This window comes from Pseudomonas sp. UBA7530 (genome assembly GCF_002479365.1).
Classification (GTDB): Bacteria; Pseudomonadota; Gammaproteobacteria; order Pseudomonadales; family Pseudomonadaceae; genus Aquipseudomonas.
This window is the reverse complement of sequence record NZ_DLMS01000001.1, coordinates 381,285-400,024: the sequence shown is the minus strand read 5'-3', so window position 1 is coordinate 400,024 and position 18,740 is coordinate 381,285. Positions and strand designations below refer to the sequence as shown.

Sequence of the window (18,740 nt, the reverse complement as noted above, 5' to 3'; positions counted from 1 at the left end):
AGAAAGCCCCGCCAAGCGCGGGGCTTTCTCGTTTCTGGCTCATAACAGCCATTCGATGGGCAGCCAGGAAAGCAGGTGAATGCCGAGGCGTTTGAGCAGGCCCGTGCCGGGCTCGCTATAGAGCCGGTGTTGCTCGCCATCCTGGCGCTGCAGCCAGTAGATTCGGTGGTTTTCGTCCAGGCCCAGCTCATAGGCATTGGCCGGGATATCGGTTTCGAAGGCGCGGCCAATGGCGGCGGCCAGTTGCGGGCTTTCGATGAGAAAACCCAGCTCGGTATTGAGTTTCGCGGAGCGTGGGTCGAAGTTGAATGAACCGATGAAAACGCGCTGACCATCGAGAGCGAAGGTTTTCGCGTGCAGGCTCGAGCCGGAGCTGCCGAACGGCCCGGCTGTTTCCCGGTGCCCTTCGTCGTCTGCGCCCAGGCGCATTTCGTAGAGCTTGACGCCACCTTCGAGCAGCGCACGGCGGCGCTTGGCGTATCCGGCATGTACGGGCGTCACGTCGGTTGCTTCCAGTGCGTTGGTGAGGATGCGCACTTCGACGCCGCGTTGTACCAGGCCGGTGAAGATATCGACGCCGGTTTGCGTCGGGACGAAGTAGGGGGAGACGAGGTCGACCCGGGCTTCAGGGATATCAAGCATCTCGCCCAGGTGGCCGATCAGCAGCTCGCCGTCACTGGCATTGCCAAGCCCTTTGGCCGGGTCGTCGCTGACCAGCGTGGTCTCGCTCCATTCGAAGGTCAACTGCTTATCCAGCAAGCGCTGGATGAACTCGCTTTCCTGCAGAGTTTTAATGTAACCGCTGGCTGCCGATGAGCTGGAGAGATCGGCCGCGAGATCGTGCAGGGGCTGTGGGGCGCTACGGTCACGCGGCACGATCAGCTCGAGGGGGTAGCTGGATTCGCTTGCCCAGTAGCGATCGAAGTCGGTCGAGGTATCAGCCACGACCGGCCCGATTGCCAGAACATCCAGATCGGCGAAGAGTACGCCCTCGCTGGCTTCGAAGTATTCGTCGCCGATATTGCGCCCGCCGATGATGGTGGCCTGGTTGTCCACGGTGAAGGACTTGTTGTGCATGCGCCGATTGGCGCGGGAAAAGTGCGTCAGGTAGCCCAGCGCCTTAGCCTTGCGAAGGGAGAAAGGATTGAACAGGCGCACTTCGATGTTGGGATGGCGATCGAGCGTGCTCAGGGTCTGATCGAGGCCGGCAATGCCGTTGTCGTCCAGTAGCAGGCGGACGCGAACGCCTCGTTCGGCGGCTCTGAGCAGGGCATCGAGCAGCAGGGTGCCGGTAATGTCGTTACGCCAGATGTAGTACTGAACGTCGAGGCTGCGTTCGGCCGCTTCGACCAGGAGCATGCGCGCGGCGAAGGCATCGCGGGCAGCCGCCAGCGTAAGGATGCCGGACAGGCCGGGATGGGAGTCCTGTTGGCTGCCCAGCGCCTGGCCAAGGGTGGTATCAGCCGTTTCGGCCTGGGTGAAGGCCTGGCTCTCGCTACGGCCATCCAGCGGCGGCAGGGCGCAACCGAGCGTGAGGCTGCACAGCGCGGTGATCAGGCAGGCTCGCCATGTATTTGTTCGGATCATCGACCCATCTCGGTTCCAGGCTTCCCAGCTAGGACAACGCCAGCGCTGAAGCGTGCCGGCCTTGATGGCGTTTCGGTTCGGGAGGCGAATGAAATGTCGATGATCGGAGTTCTGACAATAAGCCAGAAACGACAACGCCGCACTTGCTGAGCAATGTGCGGCGTTGGAGTCAGTCATGGCCAGGCCGTGCCTGAGGTGCAGCAGGGGCGGGCAACGCACGATTCTGCGTGCGATGCCCGGCGACTTCCTCAGTCTTCCATGGCGCCCATGGCGGTGGTGTTGAAGCCGCCGTCGACGTACATGATTTCACCGCTGATGCCCGAAGCCAGGTCGGAGCAGAGGAAGGCGCCGGCATTGCCGACTTCCTCGATGGTGACGTTGCGGCGCAGCGGCGTCTGCTTTTCGTTGGCAGCCAGCATCTTGCGGAAGCTGGCGATGCCGCTGGCGGCCAGGGTGCGGATCGGGCCGGCGGAGATGGCGTTGACGCGGGTGCCTTCCGGGCCGAGGCTGCCGGCCAGGTAGCGCACGCCGGCTTCCAGGCTGGCCTTGGCCATACCCATGACGTTGTAGTTGGGCATGGTGCGCTCTGCACCCAGGTAGGAGAGGGTGAGCAGGCTGCCGTTGCGGCCCTTCATCATCTCGCGACCGGCCTTGGCCAGGGCGACGAAGCTGTAGGCGCTGATGTCGTGGGCGATCTTGAAGCCTTCACGGGTGGTGACGTCGGTGAAGTCGCCATTGAGCTGGTCGCCCGGAGCGAAGCCTACCGAGTGGACGATGCAGTCGAGGCCGTCCCACTTCTTGCTCAGCGCTTCGAATACCGCGGCGATTTCCTCGTCGTTGGCCACGTCGCAGGGGAAGCACAGGTCGGCGCTGGAGCCCCAGCCGGCGGCGAAGTCTTCCACGCGGCCCTTGAGCTTCTCGTTCTGGTAGGTGAAAGCCAGCTCGGCACCTTCGCGGTGCATGGCCGCGGCGATACCCGAGGCGATGGACAGTTTGCTGGCAACGCCAACGATGAGTACGCGCTTACCGGTTAGAAAACCCATTGTGCTATTCCTCTTCCTGTTTCAAGGATAAGTGAGCCGTTGCCGGGGCCAGAAAAGCGGCTTCCAGCAACTGCTGCGTATAAGGGTGTTGCGGTGCGCTGAAGATCGACTCTGCAGACCCCTGTTCGACCACCTGGCCCTGCTTGACCACCATCAATTGGTGGCTCAGCGCTCTGACTACCGCCAGGTCATGGCTGATAAACAGATAGGTCAGGTTGTACTTGGCCTGCAAGCCGCGCAACAACTCCACCACCTGACGCTGCACCGTGCGGTCGAGCGCCGAAGTTGGCTCGTCCAGCAGGATCAGCGCCGGTTTCAACACCAGTGCCCGGGCAATGGCAATCCGCTGCCGTTGCCCGCCAGAAAACTCGTGGGGGTAGCGATGCCGCGTCTGCGGATCCAGTCCTACCTCCAAAAGCGCGTCGATGATCGCCTGTTCCTGTTCCGCCTCGTTGCCCATGCCGTGAATGCGCAGACCTTCACCGACGATCTGGCTCACCGACATGCGTGGGCTCAGGCTGCCGAAAGGGTCCTGAAACACCACCTGCATCTGCCTGCGCAGCGGGCGTACCTCCTGCTGGCTCAGGCCCTGCAGCTGCTGACCGTGGAAGCGGATATCACCGCGGCTGGTGAGCAGTCGCAGGATGGCCATGCCCAAGGTAGATTTGCCGGAACCACTTTCGCCGACGATGCCCAGGGTCTGGCCCTGGGGCAGGCTGAAGTTGATACCGTCTACCGCTTTGACATGATCCACCGTCCGGCGCAGCAGGCCCTTCTTGATCGGGAACCACACGCGCAGGTCGTCCACTTCCAGCAACGGCTGGCCCGCGGGGTTGGCCGCAGGTTCGCCGCTGGGCTCGGCGCCGAGCAGTTCCTGGGTATAGGGATGCTCTGGCGCCTGGAACAATTGTTCACACGACGCCTGTTCGACGATGCGACCGCGCTGCATGACACATACGCGATGGGCAATTCTGCGAACCAGGTTGAGATCGTGGCTGATCAGCAGCAGCGACATGCCCAGGCGCGCCTGCAGATCCTTGAGCAATTCGAGGATTTTCAGCTGAACCGTGACGTCCAGTGCGGTGGTCGGCTCGTCGGCGATCAGCAGTTGCGGCTCGTTGGCCAAGGCCATGGCGATCATCACGCGCTGACGCTGGCCGCCGGAGAGTTCGTGCGGGTAGGCCTTTAGGCGCTTCTTCGGTTCGGGGATGCCGACCAGCTCCAGCAACTCCAGGGTGCGTGCACTGGCAGCCTTGCCGCGCATGCCCTTGTGCAGGGCGAGCACCTCGTTGATCTGCTTCTCGATGGTATGCAGCGGATTAAGCGATGTCATCGGCTCCTGGAAGACCATGGCGATGCGGTTGCCGCGGATGCCGCGCAGGCGACCTTCGCCGAGCTTGAGCAGGTTTTCGCCGGCGTACTCGATGCTGCCATGCGGATGGCGCGCGAGCGGATAGGGCAGCAGGCGCAGGATCGAGTGCGCCGTGACCGACTTGCCCGAACCGCTTTCGCCGACTAGGGCCAATGTCTCGCCTTTGCGGATGTCGAAGCTGACGCCTTCGACCACGCGCTGGCAGTTGTCGCCCGTGACGAACTCGACGGCCAGGTCGCGAACTTGTAGCAGGGTTTCGTTCTGGCTCATGTCATTTCCTCGGGTCGAAGGCATCGCGGGCGGCTTCGCCGATGAACACCAGCAGGCTCAGCATGATCGCCAGCACGGCGAAGGCGCTGATGCCCAGCCAGGGCGCTTGCAGGTTGCTCTTGCCCTGGGCGACCAGCTCGCCGAGCGAGGGTGCGCCGGGTGGCAGGCCGAAACCGAGGAAGTCCAGGGCGGTCAGGGTGCCGATGGCGCCGGTGAGGATGAAGGGCATGAAGGTCATGGTCGAGACCATGGCATTGGGCAGGATGTGGCGGAACATGATCGCCCCGTTGCCCATGCCCAGCGCTCGCGCCGCGCGCACGTATTCCAGGTTGCGGCCGCGGAGAAATTCGGCGCGCACCACGTCCACCAGACTCATCCACGAGAACAGCAGCATGATGCCCAGCAGCCACCAGAAGTTCGGCTGCACGAAGCTGGCGAGGATGATCAACAGGTAGAGCACCGGCAGGCCCGACCAGATCTCCAGAAAGCGCTGGCCGAGCAGGTCGACCCAGCCGCCGTAGAAGCCTTGCAGCGCGCCGGCGATCACGCCGATCACCGAGCTGGCCAGGGTCAGGGTCAGGGCGAACAGCACCGAGATGCGAAAGCCGTAGATCACCCGTGCCAGCACGTCGCGGCCCTGATCGTCGGTGCCCAACCAGTTCTGCGCCGAAGGCGGCGCCGGAGCGGGCACTTCCAGGTCGTAGTTGATGCTCGAATAGCTGAAGGGAATCGGCGGCCAGATCATGCGGCCGTCCTTTGCCGCGATCAGGTCCTGGATATAGGGGCTCTTGTAGTTGGCCTGCAGCGGGAATTCACCGCCGAACACCGTTTCCGGGTAGCGCTTGAGCACCGGGAAATACCACTCGCCGTCGTAGCGCACGGCCAGCGGTTTGTCGTTAGCGATCAGCTCGGCGCCGAGACTCAGGCCGAACAGGATGAGAAACAGCCACAGCGACCACCAGCCCCGTTTGTGAGCCTTGAAGCGATCGAGGCGGCGCCGATTGAGGGGCGACAGTTTCATGCTCAACCCTCCCGGCTTTCGAAGTCGATGCGCGGATCGACCAGGGTGTAGGTGATATCACCGATCAGTTTCACGACCAGTCCCAGCAAGGTGAAGATGAACAATGTGCCGAACACCAGCGGATAGTCGCGGTTGATCGCTGCCTCGAAGCTCATCAGGCCCAGGCCTTCGAGGGAGAAGATCACTTCGATCAGCAGGGAGCCGGTGAAGAAGATACCGATGAACGCGGCGGGGAAGCCGGCGATGATCAGCAGCATGGCGTTGCGGAACACGTGACCGTAGAGCACGCGATGGTTGGTCAGGCCCTTGGCCCGGGCGGTGATCACGTACTGCTTGTTGATCTCGTCGAGGAAGCTGTTCTTGGTCAGCAAGGTCAGGGTGGCGAAGTTGCCGATGACCAGGGCGGTGACCGGCAGTACCAGGTGCCACAGGTAGTCGAGAATCTTGCCGCCGAGGCTGAGCTGCTCGAAGTTGTTCGAGGTCAGCCCGCGCAGGGGGAACCAGTCCCAGTAGCTGCCGCCAGCGAACAGCACGATGAGCAGAATGGCGAAGAGGAAGGCCGGAATGGCGTAGCCGATGATGATCGCCGAGCTGGTCCAGACGTCGAAGGCGCTGCCGTGGCGAGTGGCCTTGGCAATGCCCAAGGGGATGGAGACCAGATACATGATCAGCGTACTCCACAGCCCGAGCGAGATCGATACCGGCATCTTCTCGATGATCAGGTCGATGACCTTGGCGTCGCGAAAGAAACTGGAGCCGAAGTCCAGCTGGGCGTAGTTCTTCAGCATGATCCAGAAGCGTTCCGGCGCCGGCTTGTCGAAGCCGTACATCTTCTCGATTTCTTCGATCAGCTTGGGATCGAGGCCCTGCGCGCCGCGATAGTTGGAGCCGGCTACGGAAACCTCGCTGCCACCTCCCGCAATGCGGCTGGTGGCGCCATCGAAGCCTTCGAGTTTGGCGATCATCTGTTCCACCGGGCCGCCGGGCGCGGCCTGGATGATGACGAAGTTGATCACCAGGATGCCGAACAGGGTCGGGATGATCAGCAGCAGGCGGCGAATGATGTAGGCCAGCATGTTATTGCTGCGCCTCTTCGGTCGCCTGTTGCTGCGCGTCGTCTGGCTTCTCGAGGTCCGGACGCACCCACCAGGTATGCAGGCCGATATCGTAGAGCGGCGTCCCTTTCGGATGCTCGAAATGGTTCCAGTAGGCCACGCGCCAGGTCTTGATATGCCAATTGGGGATCACGTAGTAGCCCCACAGCAGTACGCGATCGAGAGCGCGGGTATGAGCGATCAGATCCTGCCGCGAGTCGGCATTGATCAGCTCTTCGACGATCTGGTCGATGGCCGGGTCCTTGAGGCCGATGTAGTTGCGGCTGCCAGGGTTGTCGGCGCTGGAGGAGTGCCAGTATTCGCGCTGCTCATTGCCCGGCGAGTTGGACTGGCCGAAGCCGCCGACGATCATGTCGAAATCACGCGAGCGCAGGCGGTTGATGTATTGCGAAACGTCGACGCGGCGAATCACCATCTCGATGCCGAGGTCGGCCAGGTTGCGCTTGAAAGGCAGCAGCACGCGTTCGAACTCGGTCTGCGCCAAGAGGAACTCGAAACTCACCGGCTGGCCATTGGCGTCGAGCATGCGATCGCCTTCGATGCGCCATCCCGCCTGCTGCAGCAATTGGTAGGCGCGGCGCTGCTGCTCGCGGATGATGCCGCTGCCATCGGTGACCGGTACGCGGAATTCCTCGCTGAACACCTCGGCCGGAATCTTGCCGCGCAGCGGCTCGAGAATCGCCAGCTCGTCTTCACCGGGCAGGCCGCGCGAACCCAGCTCGGAGTTGTCGAAGTAGCTGCGAGTTCGGAAGTAGGCGCCGTTGAACAGGCGCTTGTTGGCCCATTCGAAGTCGTACAGCAGGCCCAGCGCCTCACGTACGCGGCGATCCTGAAACTGTGGCCGGCGGGTGTTGAAGATGAAACCCTGCATGCCGGTCGGGTTGCGGTTCTGAATCTCTTCCTTGATCAACTGGCCGTTGGCGACGGCCGGGGTGTTGTAGGCGGTGGCCCAGTTCTTCGCGCTGGTTTCCAGCCAATAGTCGAACTGGCCGGCCTTCAGCGCCTCCAGTGCTACGGTGTTGTCGCGGTAATAGTCGATCTGGATGGTATCGAAGTTGTAGAAGCCGCGGCTTACCGGCAGGTCCTTGGCCCACCAGTCCTTGACCCGCTCGTAGCGGATGCTGCGACCGGCCTGGACGCGGCCGACCTTGTACGGGCCGCTGCCCAGAGGCGCTTCGAGATTGCTTTTGGCGAAGTCGCGTTCTGCCCACCAGTGTTTGGGCAGGACCGGGAGCTGGCCAACGATCAGCGGCAACTCGCGATTGCCGGCATGCTTGAATACGAAACGCACGCTGTGCGGTGATTCCACCTCCACCTGCTCGACATCGGCGTAGTAGCCGCGGTACATCGGCGCGCCTTTTTCCATCAGCGTATCGAAGGTGAACTTGACGTCCTCGGCGGTGATCGGCGTGCCGTCGTGAAAGCGCGCTTCCTTGCGCAGCAGGAAGCGTACCCAGGCATTGTCGGGCGCCTTTTCGATCTTCTCTGCGATCAGGCCGTAGGCGGTGAACGGCTCGTCCATGCTCTGCACGGCCAGGGTGTCGTAGATCAGGCCGATATCGTCGGCGGCAACGCCCTTGCTGATGAACGGGTTGAGGCTGTCGAAGCCGCCGAAGCCCGCCTCGCGAAAGGTCCCGCCCTTGGGGGCTTCGGGATTGGTGTATTCGAAGTGCGTGAAGTTCTCGGGGTACTTGGGCGGCTCGTCATAAAGCGTGACGGCATGCTGCGGGGCTGCGAGGGCGAGGCCGGTGAGGCCAAGCAGGATGAGGCTGCTACCGTGGAGCAGGAAACTGCGCAGCGGGTGGATCATCGAGCGTTCTCCGTGGGCTTCAGCCACCAGGTGCGCAGGCCCAGGGTGTAGGGCGGCGTGGTGACGAAGGCGAACCGGTTACGGTACGCCAGGCGGTGATAATTGATGTACCAGTTGGGGATGCTGTAGTGCTGCCAGAGCAGCACCCTATCCAGGGCGCGTGTGGCGGCGATCTGTTCGTCGCGGGTCTGTGCCGAGAGCAGCTTGTCGATCATCTCGTCGACCACCGGATCCTTGACGCCTGCGTAGTTCTTGCCGCCCTTGAGATTCACCTGGCTGGAATGGAAGTACAGCGATTGCTCCAGGCCCGGGCTGAGGGTTTGTGGCAGGGTCAGCAGAATCATGTCGTAGTCGAATTGGTCGAGGCGTTGCTTGTATTGCGCGCGGTCGACGGTACGCAGATTGGCGCGTATGCCGAGGCTGGCTAGGTTGGCGACGTAAGGCTGGAGAATGCGTTCGAGGCTGGGATTGACCAGCATGATCTCGAACTCCAGGCGTTGGCCACGCGCATTACGCAGCTCCTGGCCGGAGGGCTTCCAGCCGGCGTCGGCCAATAGACCGAGGGCGCGGCGCAAGGTTTCCCGGGGAATGCCGCGGCCGTCGGTTACCGGTTGTGTCGGCGCCTCGGTGAACAGGCGTGCCGGCAGCTTGTCGCGGTGCGGCGAAAGCAGCAGCCATTCGGCGCCCTCGGGCTTGCCGGTGGCCGAGAAGTCGCTGTTGGGGTAGTAGCTGGCGGCGCGCACGTAAGCGTTGTTGAACAGGGTGCGGTTGGTCCACTCGAAGTCGAACATCAGCCCTAGCGCTTCACGCACGCGGCGGTCGCTGAACAGGGCGCGGCGCGTATTCATGAACAGCGCCTGGGTCTGGGTCGGGATCTGGTGCGGTATCTCGGCGCGCACCACCTCACCACGGGCAACGGCCGGGAAGCGATAGCCGTTGCTCCAGTTCTTCGCCTGGTTCTCGATGTAGAAGTCGAATTCGCCGGCCTTGAACGCTTCGAAGGCAACATGGTTGTCGCGGTAGAACTCCACTTCGATACGGTCGAAGTTGTACTTGCCGCGATTGACCGGCAGGTCCTTGCCCCACCAGTCCCTCACCCTCTCGAACACCAGACGCCGGCCCGGTACCACCTGGACGATGCGATACGGGCCGCTGCCCAGCGGCGCATCGAAGGTGGTGGTCTTGAAGTCGCGGTCTTTCCAGTAGTGCTGCGGCAGCACCGGCAGTTCACCCAGGCGCAGAATCAGCAGCGGATTGCCGGCGCGCTTGAAGACGAAGCGGATGCGGTGACGACCGAGGATGTCGACGCGCTTCACTTCCTGCAGGTTGGTGCGGTACTGCGGATGGCCATCGTTGCGCAGCAGGCGATAGGAGAAGGCTACATCGTAGGCGGTGATCGGCTTGCCATCGTGAAAGCGCGCCTCGGGGCGCAGGTTGAACACCACCCAGCTGCGGTCCTCGCTGTACTCGACACTCCCGGCGATCAGGCCATAACTGGAGGCGGGCTCGTCGCCCGACGGATCGTAGGCACCGGTGCCGACCATCAGGGGTTCGTTCAGCTCGTTGACGCCGTACTGCAGAAAATGTGCGGTCGAGATCGGGCTGCTGCCCTTGAGCGTGTAGGGGTTGAGCGTGTCGAACGTGCCGGACGCCATGATGCGCAACGTGCCACCTTTGGGCGCATCGGGGTTCACCCAGTCGAAATGACTGAAGCTGGCGGGGTACTTGAGTGTCCCGAACTGGGCGTAGCCGTGGCTCTCGCTGATAGTCGCAGAGGCGGGAAAGCTCAAGGCCAGGCTGAGGAACAGCAGGAGGAGGGGACGCATCGGGCGTGAGATCCGATCCTTGGCGGCGTTTGGGCTTCTGGGGCCGTACAGTAACAGCTTGTCTGGGCAGGAAAAAGAGCGCCGTGGCGAGTGAGCAGTAGCGGCACTTTGGCATACACTTCACGGACACGCCATGAGGGTACGAAATTGTCGGAACGAAGCCATGGTTTGCAGTCATGGATCGATCGCCTGAACCAAGCAGAACTGCCCGCACTGGCTGCCGTGGTGCAGGATCTGCAACGCCTCGCGCAGCAGGATTCTGCCTCGGTGCAGCAATTGGCCGAGGTGTTGCTGCGTGATGCGGCGCTGACCAGCAAGGTGCTGCGAGTCGGCAACAGCGTCTACTACAACCCGTCCCAGGAAACCATCAAGACCATCTCGCGGGCCATCGTGCTGATCGGCTTCGACAACGTGCGCCTGATCGGCTTGTCGGTGAGCCTGATCGACGGCTTGCTCACGCGCGCCCCGCGCGAGCAACTGCAGGAGTTGCTTGCACGCTCCTTTCACGCCGCCGTGCAGGCGCGCAACATTGCCGGCTACGTGCTCTCCAGGCATGCCGAGGAAGTGTTCATTGCCGCCTTGCTCCATCATCTGGGCGAGCTGGCATTCTGGGGCTGTGGCGGCGAGCAGGCGGACGAGTTGGCCGCAGCCCTGGCGCAGCCCGGAGTCGAGGTCGAGGAGGTGGTGCGCGAGGTGCTCGGCACCAGCTTCCGGCAGCTCACCCAAGGGCTGGTGAAAAGCTGGAACCTCGGTGAGACGGTCAGCCTCGCCCATGCCGGCGCCAACCAGCACGACCCGGCGGCATACGCTGTGCAGCTGGGGGTACGCATCAGCGAGGCCGCGCTGCAGGGCTGGGAGTCGCCGGAGATGGAGGCGGTGCTGGCGAAGATGGCGGCATTCGTCGACCTCAGCGCCGAGGACGCCCTACAGCAGGTGCTGGCCAGCGCCGAGGAAGCGGTCAAGGTGGCCTCGACCTTTGGCGCCAGCAAGCTGTGCCGGCTTATTCCCAATACCGATCCCGAGCAGATCCGCCTGCAGCAGGAAGAACGCAAGGCGCGTCTGCTGCAACCCGACCTGCTGGTGATGCAGCAGGCATTGCAGGACCTGGGCCTGATGATCAGCGCCCGGGCCGATGTCGGCCTGGTGCTCGATACCCTGCTCAAGGGCTTACACCGTGGCGCTGGCCTGGAGCGGGTGATGCTCACGGTGCTGGCCGAAGGGCAAAGCCGCTTTCGCGCCAAGCGCGTGATTGGCGACAAGAGCGAGCAATGGCTGCAGGATTTCGTGCTGCCGGCCGAGCAGGCAGAGCAGCCGCATATCTTCAGTTATGCGCTGCGCCATCGTGAAGCGATCTGGATGGGGGTGCCTGCCAGCTACAACCTCGCCGAGCTGGTGACCCAGCCTATTCGGCGCAGCCTGGGCAATGGCATGTTCTTCATCGCCCCGATCATCGCCGGCACGCGGGAGATCGGCGTGCTTTACGCCGACAGTCGGCTTTCCGGGCGAGCGCTACGACACGAGCAGTTCGTCGCCTTTCAGCGCTTCACCCAGTTGACGGGGCGCTGCCTGGAGGCCATCAGCAAGCGCTGATCAGGGCAGATAGAGGGTCAGCATCTGCCCGGGACGCAGCTTGTTGCTGCGCGGGTTCCAGGCCTGCAGGCGTTTGAGATCGATCTTGAAGCGTTTGGCGATCACGTACAGCGAGTCGCCACTCTGCACGCGATAGTAGGTGGCCTTGTCCCGCGAGCTGGCGCTGCTGCGCGTTGTGGCGGGAGCCTGAGGGGCGTTGGCCGCCAGGGTGAGCACCTGGCCGACTTTCAGCTGATTGCCTTGCAGCTTGTTCCAGCGCTTGAGGTCATGCACAGCCACCTGATTGCTGCGCGCGATTTGCCACAGGTTGTCGCCATTCTTCACCCGATAGGTACGGCTGGCAGCGCTTTGCGCAACGTTGCGCTGCTGGTACAGCGGCTCGTTCGGCATACTGCCGGGCTTGGCGGGAATGGTCAGCACCTGGCCGATTCTCAGGTTGTTGCTGCTCAGACGGTTGACGTCCTTGATTATTTTCACCGACAGGTGATGACGGTTGGCGATGGCGTGCAGGCTGTCGCCGGAGCGTACGCTGTAGCTCTGCCAATCGACCAGTTCCTGCGGCTTCATCAGAGCCAGGTTGGCGCTGAGCAGCTCGGCTTTATCGGTCGGTACCAGCAGGTGCTGTGGGCCGTCGAGGGTGATACCGCGCTTGTAGGCGGGGTTGAGCTGCAGCAGTTGCTGCTCCTCCAGGTCAGCCAGTTTGGCCACGCGGGCCAGATCCATGTGTTGCTTGATGGCGATCTGTTCGAAGTAGGGCTCGTTGGCGATCGGTGACAGACTCACGCCGAAGGCTTCGGGCGTCAGGATCACCTGCGACAGCGCCAGTAGCTTGGGCACGTAGTCCTCGGTTTCCTTGGGCAGCGACAGGTTCCAGTAGTCGCTGGGCAGGCCGAGCTTCTCGTTGCGCTCGATCGCGCGGCTGACACGACCTTCGCCGGCATTGTAGGCCGCCAGGGCGAGCAGCCAGTCGCCATTGAACATTTCGTGCAGGCGGCTCAGATAGTTGAGTGCAGCCTCGGTCGAGGCGGTGACATCTCGGCGGCCGTCGTACCAATTGGTCTGACGCAGGTTGAAGTGGCGGCCGGTGGAGGGAATGAATTGCCAGAGGCCGACGGCGTGGGCCGAGGAGTAGGCCTGTGGGTCGTAGGCGCTTTCGATCACTGGCAGCAGCGCCAGCTCCATCGGCATGTCGCGTTCGGCCAGGCGCTCGACAATGTAGTGAATATAAGGCGCGCTGCGCTCGCTCACGGTGTCGACATGCTTCGGGTTGCTGGCGTACCACAGGCGCACGCGTTCGATGCGCGGGTTGATGCCGATTTCATCCTGCAGCTTGAAACCGTCGCGCACCCGATCCCAAATGTCGCTGTATTCGTGCGGTTTGACTTCGCTGTCGAGCCACTCAGGCTCAGGCTGCAAGCCCACGGCCCGGGAGGTGTCGGTAGAGCGATCCGGCGAGTCGCTGGGTAGGCTCTGACAGCCGGCCAGGATCAGGCTGCACATCACCGCGAGCGCTCGAGCGCTTCGCACCAATGCCTTTAATTTCAATGGTTTAGGTGATGATGCAGGCATTGGGCGAGGGGGCTGTCCCGGCGAAAAGGTCGGGCGATTCTAGGAACCGAAGCGGGGGTGGTCAAGTTTTCGCCAGCCTTTTGTGACCTGCATTCAGGTTGGCACGGCGATGCCGCGAGCGAAGTGAGCCAGCGACATCATCGCCGGGTCTTTGCAGGGATCAGAAGCTGTCTTTCCAGGAGCGCAGACAAGCGAATACGCCGCTCGGCTCGCTCGATTGTCCGCTCTCGCGTCCTTTTGCCGCAGCGATGATCGAAGGCTCGCCGGTGCGCAGGAAGGGGTTGGTCGCCAGCTCCAGTTCGATGTTCGATGGCAGGCTGATACGGCCTTCTTCACGCCAGCGAGTCACTTCGGCCAGGCGTTCGCTCAGGCGCGTATTGTCTGGCTCGACTGCATGGGCGAAGCGCAGGTTGCTCAGGGTGTACTCGTGGGTGCAGTACACCTGCGTGCTGGCGGGCAGGGCAGCGAGGCGGCTCAGTGACTGGTGCATTTGCTGCGGCGTACCTTCGAACAGGCGGCCGCAACCGCCAGCGAACAGCGTATCGCCGCAGAACAGCAAATTCTGCTGCGCCTGGTAGTAGGCAATGTGGCCGAGGGTGTGGCCCGGCACGGCCATGACCTGGAAACGCAGGCCGAGCACCTCGACCTCATCGTTGTCGCTCAGGTCGAGGTCGCGGGCCGGGATCTTCTCCGCGGCCGGGCCGGCGACACGTGCGCCGGTGGCGTTCTTCAGCGTCTCGACGCCGCCGACATGATCGAAGTGATGATGGGTGATCAGGATATCGCTGAGCTGCCAATCCGGATGAGCCTGCAGCCATGCCTGTACCGGCGCTGCATCACCGGGATCGACCACGGCGCAGCGCCTGGTGTCGGCATCCTGCAGCAGCCAGATATAGTTGTCATTGAAGGCGGGCAGCGCGTCGATCTGAATCATTGCGGGTCGCTAAGCTGGTGATAAAGGTGCATCTTAGACACGACATGCAGAACCTGTCATGCGGAGGCAGCGATGACTGATCAGGCATTCGCCCAGGCCGACCCGGAGTGGCTCAAGCTTATCGGCGAGGCGCGCGACTGGCTTGCCGGGCCACTCGGGCAACTGTTGCTCGAAGAAGAACGGCGCTTGCTGGAGCAAGAGCTGGCACGTTTCTTCGGCGGGTATCTGGTGAGTTACGGGCCCGGTGCCGAAGGCCCGCCCGAGGCCGGGCAGATTCAGCACAACGTGCGCCTCGGCGCACCGATGCCCGGGGTGCAGATCGTCTGCGAGGAGCAATCCTGGCCCTTGGGCGAGCACGCTGCCGATGTGGTGGTGCTGCAGCACGGCCTCGATTTCAGCCTGTCGCCGCATGGGCTTTTGCGTGAAGCGGCCCGCAGCGTTAGGCCTGGCGGACATCTGTTGATTCTGGGCATCCATCCCTGGAGTACCTGGGGCGTGCGCAGGCTGTTCGCTCAGGACGGCTTGGCCAGGGCGCGTTGCATCGCGCCGAGCCGCGTCGGTGACTGGTTGAGCTTGCTGGGTTTCGCGTTGGAGAAACGTCGCTTCGGGTGCTATCGTCCGCCGCTCGCTTCGCTGGCCTGGCAAATGCGCCTGCGGCGAATGGAGGGTTGGGGTGACGCCTGGCAGTTGCCTGGGGCCGGTTTCTACCTGTTGGTGGCGCGCAAACTGGTGGTCGGCTTGCGCCCCTTGCGGCAATCGCGCCGCGAGCCGATGGGCAAGTTGCTGCCAATGCCAGTGGCCAAGGTCAGCCGGCGTGACGTCGACAACTGAAGGCCATCCCCCGGCCCGTCAATTCTGTAACAGAGCTTATGAATGTCCGAAACCGATGAAGTGGTGATCTACACCGACGGCGCCTGCAAGGGCAACCCTGGCCCCGGAGGCTGGGGGGCGTTGCTGGTCTATAAAGGTGTGGAAAAGGAATTGTGGGGCGGCGACCCGAGCACTACCAACAACCGCATGGAACTGATGGCGGCGATTGCCGGCCTGATCGCACTGACGCGGCCCTGCTCGGTCAAGCTGGTGACCGACTCGCAGTACGTGATGAAGGGCATCCAGGAATGGCTGCCGAACTGGAAGAAGCGCGGCTGGAAGACCGCCGCCAAAGAGCCGGTGAAAAATGCCGACCTCTGGCAGAAGCTGGACGAGGAAGTGAATCGTCATCAGGTGAGCTGGCAGTGGGTGCGCGGCCATACCGGCCACCCCGGCAACGAGCGGGCGGACCAGTTGGCCAATCGCGGGGTCGACGAGGTGCGTTCGGCGCGCTGAGCTACATGAGTTAATATGCCGCGCTTGAATGTGCGACAACCCGAATAGATGAGAGAGGCAAGGCGTGACAACCGAGAACACCGTCAAGCGCTACGTGGTGCTGGATACCGAAACCACCGGTATGCCGGTCACCGACGGGCACCGCATCATCGAAATCGGTTGTGTCGAGTTGCTGGGGCGTCGTCTGACCGGGCGTCATTTCCACGTCTACCTCAACCCTGATCGCGAGATCGATGAAGGCGCCATCGCGGTTCACGGCATCACCAACGAGTACGTAGCCGACAAGCCGCGGTTCAAGGAGGTCGCCGATGAATTCTACGAGTTCATCAAGGGCGCCCAGCTGATCATCCATAACGCGGCGTTCGACGTCGGCTTCATCAACAACGAGTTCGCCCTGCTGGGGCAGAGCGAGCGCGCCGACGTCAGCGATTACTGCTCGGTGCTCGATACCCTGATGATGGCGCGCGAACGTCATCCGGGCCAGCGCAACAGTCTCGATGCGCTGTGCAAGCGCTACGGCGTCGACAACTCCAACCGCGAACTGCACGGCGCCTTGCTCGACTCGGAGATCCTCGCCGACGTTTACTTGGCGATGACCGGTGGGCAGACCAATCTGTCGCTGGCGGGAGAGGGTGCTGATGGCGATGGCAGCGGGCGTCAGCAGGCCACGCCGATTCGTCGCCTGGACCCTGCACGCCCGCGTACTCGCGTCATTCGTGCCAGCGAGGAAGAGCTGGCGGCGCACCTGGCGCGTCTGGCAGTGATCGAAAAAGCCGCTGGCGGCCCCTCGCTTTGGGCGCAGATGGAGGCGCCTGAATAACCGAACAGCGCAATTGCGACCTTTTCTTATAGCGTGATGCGCAGGGGGTTCCGCCGATCAGGGCGAGCCTCTAACCTGAAGCGATGGGCAGGCCCGGCCTGCCAGCCTTCAGGACGTCACAATGTATAAAGATCTCAAGTTCCCCGTCCTAATCGTGCACCGCGACATCAAGGCCGACACCGTGGCCGGTGATCGTGTGCGCGCCATCGCTCAGGAACTCACCCAGGACGGCTTCAGCATCCTGCCCACGGCCAGTGCCGCCGAGGGGCGTATCGTCGCCTCCACCCACCATGGCCTGGCCTGCATTCTGGTGGCTGCCGAGGGCGCGGGGGAGAACAGTCGGCTGCTGCAGGACATGGTCGAGCTGATTCGCGTGGCTAGGGTGCGGGCGCCGCAGCTGCCGATCTTCGCCCTGGGCGAGCAGGTCACCATCGAGAATGCGCCGGCCGAGGCCATGGCTGATCTCAACCACCTACGCGGTATTCTCTATCTCTACGAAGACACCGTGTCCTTCCTGGCCCGGCAGGTGGCGCGCGCGGCGCACAACTACCTCGATGGTCTGTTGCCGCCGTTCTTCAAGGCGCTGGTGCAGCACACCGCCCAGTCCAACTACTCCTGGCACACGCCGGGCCACGGCGGTGGCGTGGCCTACCGCAAGAGCCCGGTGGGCCAGGCTTTCCACCAGTTCTTTGGCGAGAACACCCTGCGTTCCGATCTGTCCGTCTCGGTACCGGAGCTGGGCTCGCTGCTCGACCATACCGGCCCGCTGGCCGAGGCCGAAGCCCGTGCGGCGCGCAATTTCGGCGCCGACCACACCTTCTTCGTGATCAACGGCACCTCGACGGCGAACAAGATCGTCTGGCATTCGATGGTCGGGCGCGATGACCTGGTGCTGGTGGACCGCAACTGCCACAAATCGATTCTGCACTCGATCATCATGACCGGCGCGATCCCGCTCTATCTGTGCCCCGAGCGTAACGAGCTGGGCATCATCGGGCCGATTCCGCTGTCGGAGTTCAGCCGCGAATCGATCCAGGCCAAGATCGATGCCAGCCCGCTGGCCCGCGGCCGGGCGCCCAAGGTCAAGCTGGCGGTGGTGACCAACTCCACCTACGACGGGCTCTGCTACAACGCCGAGATGGTCAAGCAGGCCCTTGGCGACTCGGTCGAGGTGCTGCATTTCGATGAAGCCTGGTATGCCTACGCGGCATTCCATGAGTTCTACGCCGGCCGTTATGGCATGGGTACGCAGTGCGACGAGCATTCGCCGCTGGTATTCACCACCCATTCCACGCACAAGCTGCTGGCGGCCTTCAGTCAGGCTTCGATGATCCACGTGCAGGATGGTGGCCAGCGCCAGCTGGACCGCGACCGCTTCAACGAAGCTTTCATGATGCACATTTCCACCTCGCCGCAGTACGGCATCATCGCCTCGCTGGACGTAGCCTCGGCCATGATGGAAGGCCCGGCCGGGCGCTCGCTGATTCAGGAGACCTTCGACGAGGCGCTGAGCTTCCGTCGCGCCCTGGCCAACGTACGGCGCAACCTCGAAGCCGAGGACTGGTGGTTCAGCATCTGGCAACCGGGCGAGGCGGACGGCGCCGACAGTCTGTCGACCGCGGACTGGGTGTTGCAGCCGGACGCCGACTGGCATGGCTTCGGCGAAGTGGCCAGCGATTACGTGCTGCTCGATCCGATCAAGGTCACCCTGGTGATGCCCGGCCTCAATGCCGCCGGCAAGCTGGAACAGCAGGGCATTCCCGCCGCGGTGGTCAGCAAGTTTCTCTGGGAGCGTGGCCTGGTGGTGGAAAAGACCGGTCTGTACTCCTTCCTGGTGCTGTTCTCCATGGGCATCACCAAGGGCAAGTGGAGCACGCTGCTGACCGAGCTGCTGGAGTTCAAGCGCAGCTACGACGCCAATCTGCCGCTGATCGACGTATTGCCCTCCATTGCCCACGCTGGCGGCGGGCATTATCAGGGCATGGGCCTGCGTGACCTGTGCGACGCGTTGCATGGCTGCTATCGCGAAAATGCCACGGCCAAGGCGCTGAGGAGCATGTACACGGCATTGCCGGAGCTGGCGATCAAGCCCGCCGATGCCTACGACCGCCTGGTGCGCGGCGAGGTGGAAGCGGTGCCCATCGACCAGTTGCAGGGGCGTATAGCCGCGGTGATGCTGGTGCCTTACCCGCCTGGCATTCCGCTGATCATGCCGGGTGAGCGCTTTACCGCCGCCACGCGCTCGATTCTCGATTACCTGGCGTTCGCCAGGACCTTCGATCAGGCGTTTCCGGGTTTCGATATCGATGTGCACGGCCTGCAAACCGAAACGGGCGAGTACTGCGTGGACTGCCTGGTCGAATAAGCGTGTGCGGATCTGTCGAGGCGCAAGATCCTCGACAGATCAATCCCTTATCTCTGTCATTCAAAGCAGTTGCTAACGTGCTGGGGCGTGCC

The 18,740-nt window shown here is 63.0% G+C and carries 14 protein-coding genes; 5 read left to right on the top strand and 9 right to left on the bottom strand.

Annotated features, from left to right (window positions below):
• Positions 1-39: 39 nt before the first annotated feature.
• From B2U07_RS01895 to B2U07_RS01865, 7 genes are all read right to left on the bottom strand, one after another.
• On the bottom strand, positions 40-1,587 hold the full coding sequence (locus B2U07_RS01895) for a phospholipase D family protein (protein WP_275544886.1): 1,548 nt from the start codon (positions 1,585-1,587) through the stop codon (positions 40-42).
• A gap of 248 nt (positions 1,588-1,835) precedes the next feature.
• Positions 1,836-2,630 carry an enoyl-ACP reductase FabI gene (gene fabI, locus B2U07_RS01890; RefSeq protein WP_197856382.1) on the bottom strand — a complete coding sequence of 265 codons (795 nt, stop codon included), beginning with the start codon at positions 2,628-2,630 and terminating at the stop codon, positions 1,836-1,838.
• Positions 2,631-2,634: 4 nt separating this feature from the next.
• Positions 2,635-4,272, bottom strand: coding sequence for an ABC transporter ATP-binding protein (locus B2U07_RS01885; protein WP_275544887.1), 1,638 nt, complete (start codon positions 4,270-4,272; stop codon positions 2,635-2,637).
• Between the two features lies 1 nt (position 4,273).
• Positions 4,274-5,293 carry an ABC transporter permease gene (locus B2U07_RS01880; protein ID WP_197856384.1) on the bottom strand — a complete coding sequence of 340 codons (1,020 nt, stop codon included), beginning with the start codon at positions 5,291-5,293 and terminating at the stop codon, positions 4,274-4,276.
• Between the two features lie 2 nt (positions 5,294-5,295).
• The gene (locus B2U07_RS01875) at positions 5,296-6,369 is read right to left on the bottom strand and encodes a microcin C ABC transporter permease YejB (RefSeq protein WP_197856385.1); all 1,074 of its coding nucleotides are present in this window, start codon (positions 6,367-6,369) and stop codon (positions 5,296-5,298) included.
• Between the two features lies 1 nt (position 6,370).
• Positions 6,371-8,218 carry an extracellular solute-binding protein gene (locus tag B2U07_RS01870; RefSeq protein WP_275544888.1) on the bottom strand — a complete coding sequence of 616 codons (1,848 nt, stop codon included), beginning with the start codon at positions 8,216-8,218 and terminating at the stop codon, positions 6,371-6,373.
• Positions 8,215-10,044: an extracellular solute-binding protein gene (locus B2U07_RS01865; RefSeq protein ID WP_275544889.1), complete on the bottom strand. Its 1,830-nt coding sequence runs from the start codon at positions 10,042-10,044 to the stop codon at positions 8,215-8,217. Before B2U07_RS01865 ends, B2U07_RS01870 begins: the two co-directional genes overlap by 4 nt.
• Positions 10,045-10,212: 168 nt before the next feature.
• Here B2U07_RS01865 and B2U07_RS01860 point away from each other — a divergent pair, with 168 nt between their 5' ends.
• On the top strand, positions 10,213-11,634 hold the full coding sequence (locus tag B2U07_RS01860; protein WP_419096304.1) for an HDOD domain-containing protein: 1,422 nt from the start codon (positions 10,213-10,215) through the stop codon (positions 11,632-11,634).
• Here B2U07_RS01860 and B2U07_RS01855 read toward each other — a convergent pair whose 3' ends face one another.
• Positions 11,635-13,203, bottom strand: a complete 1,569-nt coding sequence (locus B2U07_RS01855; protein ID WP_275544891.1) for a LysM peptidoglycan-binding domain-containing protein — start codon at positions 13,201-13,203, stop codon at positions 11,635-11,637.
• 160 nt (positions 13,204-13,363) lie between these two features.
• Positions 13,364-14,137 (bottom strand): hydroxyacylglutathione hydrolase, encoded by a 774-nt coding sequence (gene gloB / locus B2U07_RS01850; RefSeq protein WP_275544892.1) that lies wholly within the window; start codon positions 14,135-14,137, stop codon positions 13,364-13,366.
• 72 nt (positions 14,138-14,209) lie between these two features.
• Between gloB and B2U07_RS01845 the strand changes: the two genes are divergently transcribed.
• From B2U07_RS01845 to B2U07_RS01830, 4 genes are all read left to right on the top strand, one after another.
• Complete coding sequence (locus B2U07_RS01845; RefSeq protein WP_197856391.1) at positions 14,210-14,968, top strand: class I SAM-dependent methyltransferase; 759 nt, start codon at positions 14,210-14,212, stop codon at positions 14,966-14,968.
• Between the two features lie 42 nt (positions 14,969-15,010).
• Positions 15,011-15,463: a ribonuclease HI gene (gene rnhA, locus B2U07_RS01840; RefSeq protein WP_197856392.1), complete on the top strand. Its 453-nt coding sequence runs from the start codon at positions 15,011-15,013 to the stop codon at positions 15,461-15,463.
• A 64-nt stretch (positions 15,464-15,527) separates the two neighbouring features.
• Entirely contained in the window at positions 15,528-16,283 is a 756-nt protein-coding gene (gene dnaQ, locus B2U07_RS01835; RefSeq protein WP_197856393.1) for a DNA polymerase III subunit epsilon, read from the top strand.
• A gap of 121 nt (positions 16,284-16,404) precedes the next feature.
• Positions 16,405-18,648, top strand: coding sequence for an Orn/Lys/Arg decarboxylase N-terminal domain-containing protein (locus B2U07_RS01830; RefSeq protein ID WP_275544893.1), 2,244 nt, complete (start codon positions 16,405-16,407; stop codon positions 18,646-18,648).
• The last annotated feature ends 92 nt before the right edge of the window (positions 18,649-18,740 follow it).

Excerpts from the sequence above, each read along its gene's own strand:
- fabI (WP_197856382.1), bottom strand. The coding sequence starts at position 2,630 with ATGGGTTTTCTAACCGGTAAGCGCGTACTCATCGTTGGCGTTGCCAGC.
- B2U07_RS01855 (WP_275544891.1), bottom strand. The coding sequence starts at position 13,203 with ATGCCTGCATCATCACCTAAACCATTGAAATTAAAGGCATTGGTGCGA.
- B2U07_RS01880 (WP_197856384.1), bottom strand. The coding sequence starts at position 5,293 with ATGAAACTGTCGCCCCTCAATCGGCGCCGCCTCGATCGCTTCAAGGCT.
- B2U07_RS01895 (WP_275544886.1), bottom strand. The coding sequence starts at position 1,587 with ATGATCCGAACAAATACATGGCGAGCCTGCCTGATCACCGCGCTGTGC.
- B2U07_RS01865 (WP_275544889.1), bottom strand. The coding sequence starts at position 10,044 with ATGCGTCCCCTCCTCCTGCTGTTCCTCAGCCTGGCCTTGAGCTTTCCC.
- B2U07_RS01845 (WP_197856391.1), top strand. The coding sequence starts at position 14,210 with ATGACTGATCAGGCATTCGCCCAGGCCGACCCGGAGTGGCTCAAGCTT.
- B2U07_RS01875 (WP_197856385.1), bottom strand. The coding sequence starts at position 6,369 with ATGCTGGCCTACATCATTCGCCGCCTGCTGCTGATCATCCCGACCCTG.
- B2U07_RS01885 (WP_275544887.1), bottom strand. The coding sequence starts at position 4,272 with ATGAGCCAGAACGAAACCCTGCTACAAGTTCGCGACCTGGCCGTCGAG.
- B2U07_RS01870 (WP_275544888.1), bottom strand. The coding sequence starts at position 8,218 with ATGATCCACCCGCTGCGCAGTTTCCTGCTCCACGGTAGCAGCCTCATC.
- B2U07_RS01830 (WP_275544893.1), top strand. The coding sequence starts at position 16,405 with ATGTATAAAGATCTCAAGTTCCCCGTCCTAATCGTGCACCGCGACATC.
- gloB (WP_275544892.1), bottom strand. The coding sequence starts at position 14,137 with ATGATTCAGATCGACGCGCTGCCCGCCTTCAATGACAACTATATCTGG.
- rnhA (WP_197856392.1), top strand. The coding sequence starts at position 15,011 with ATGTCCGAAACCGATGAAGTGGTGATCTACACCGACGGCGCCTGCAAG.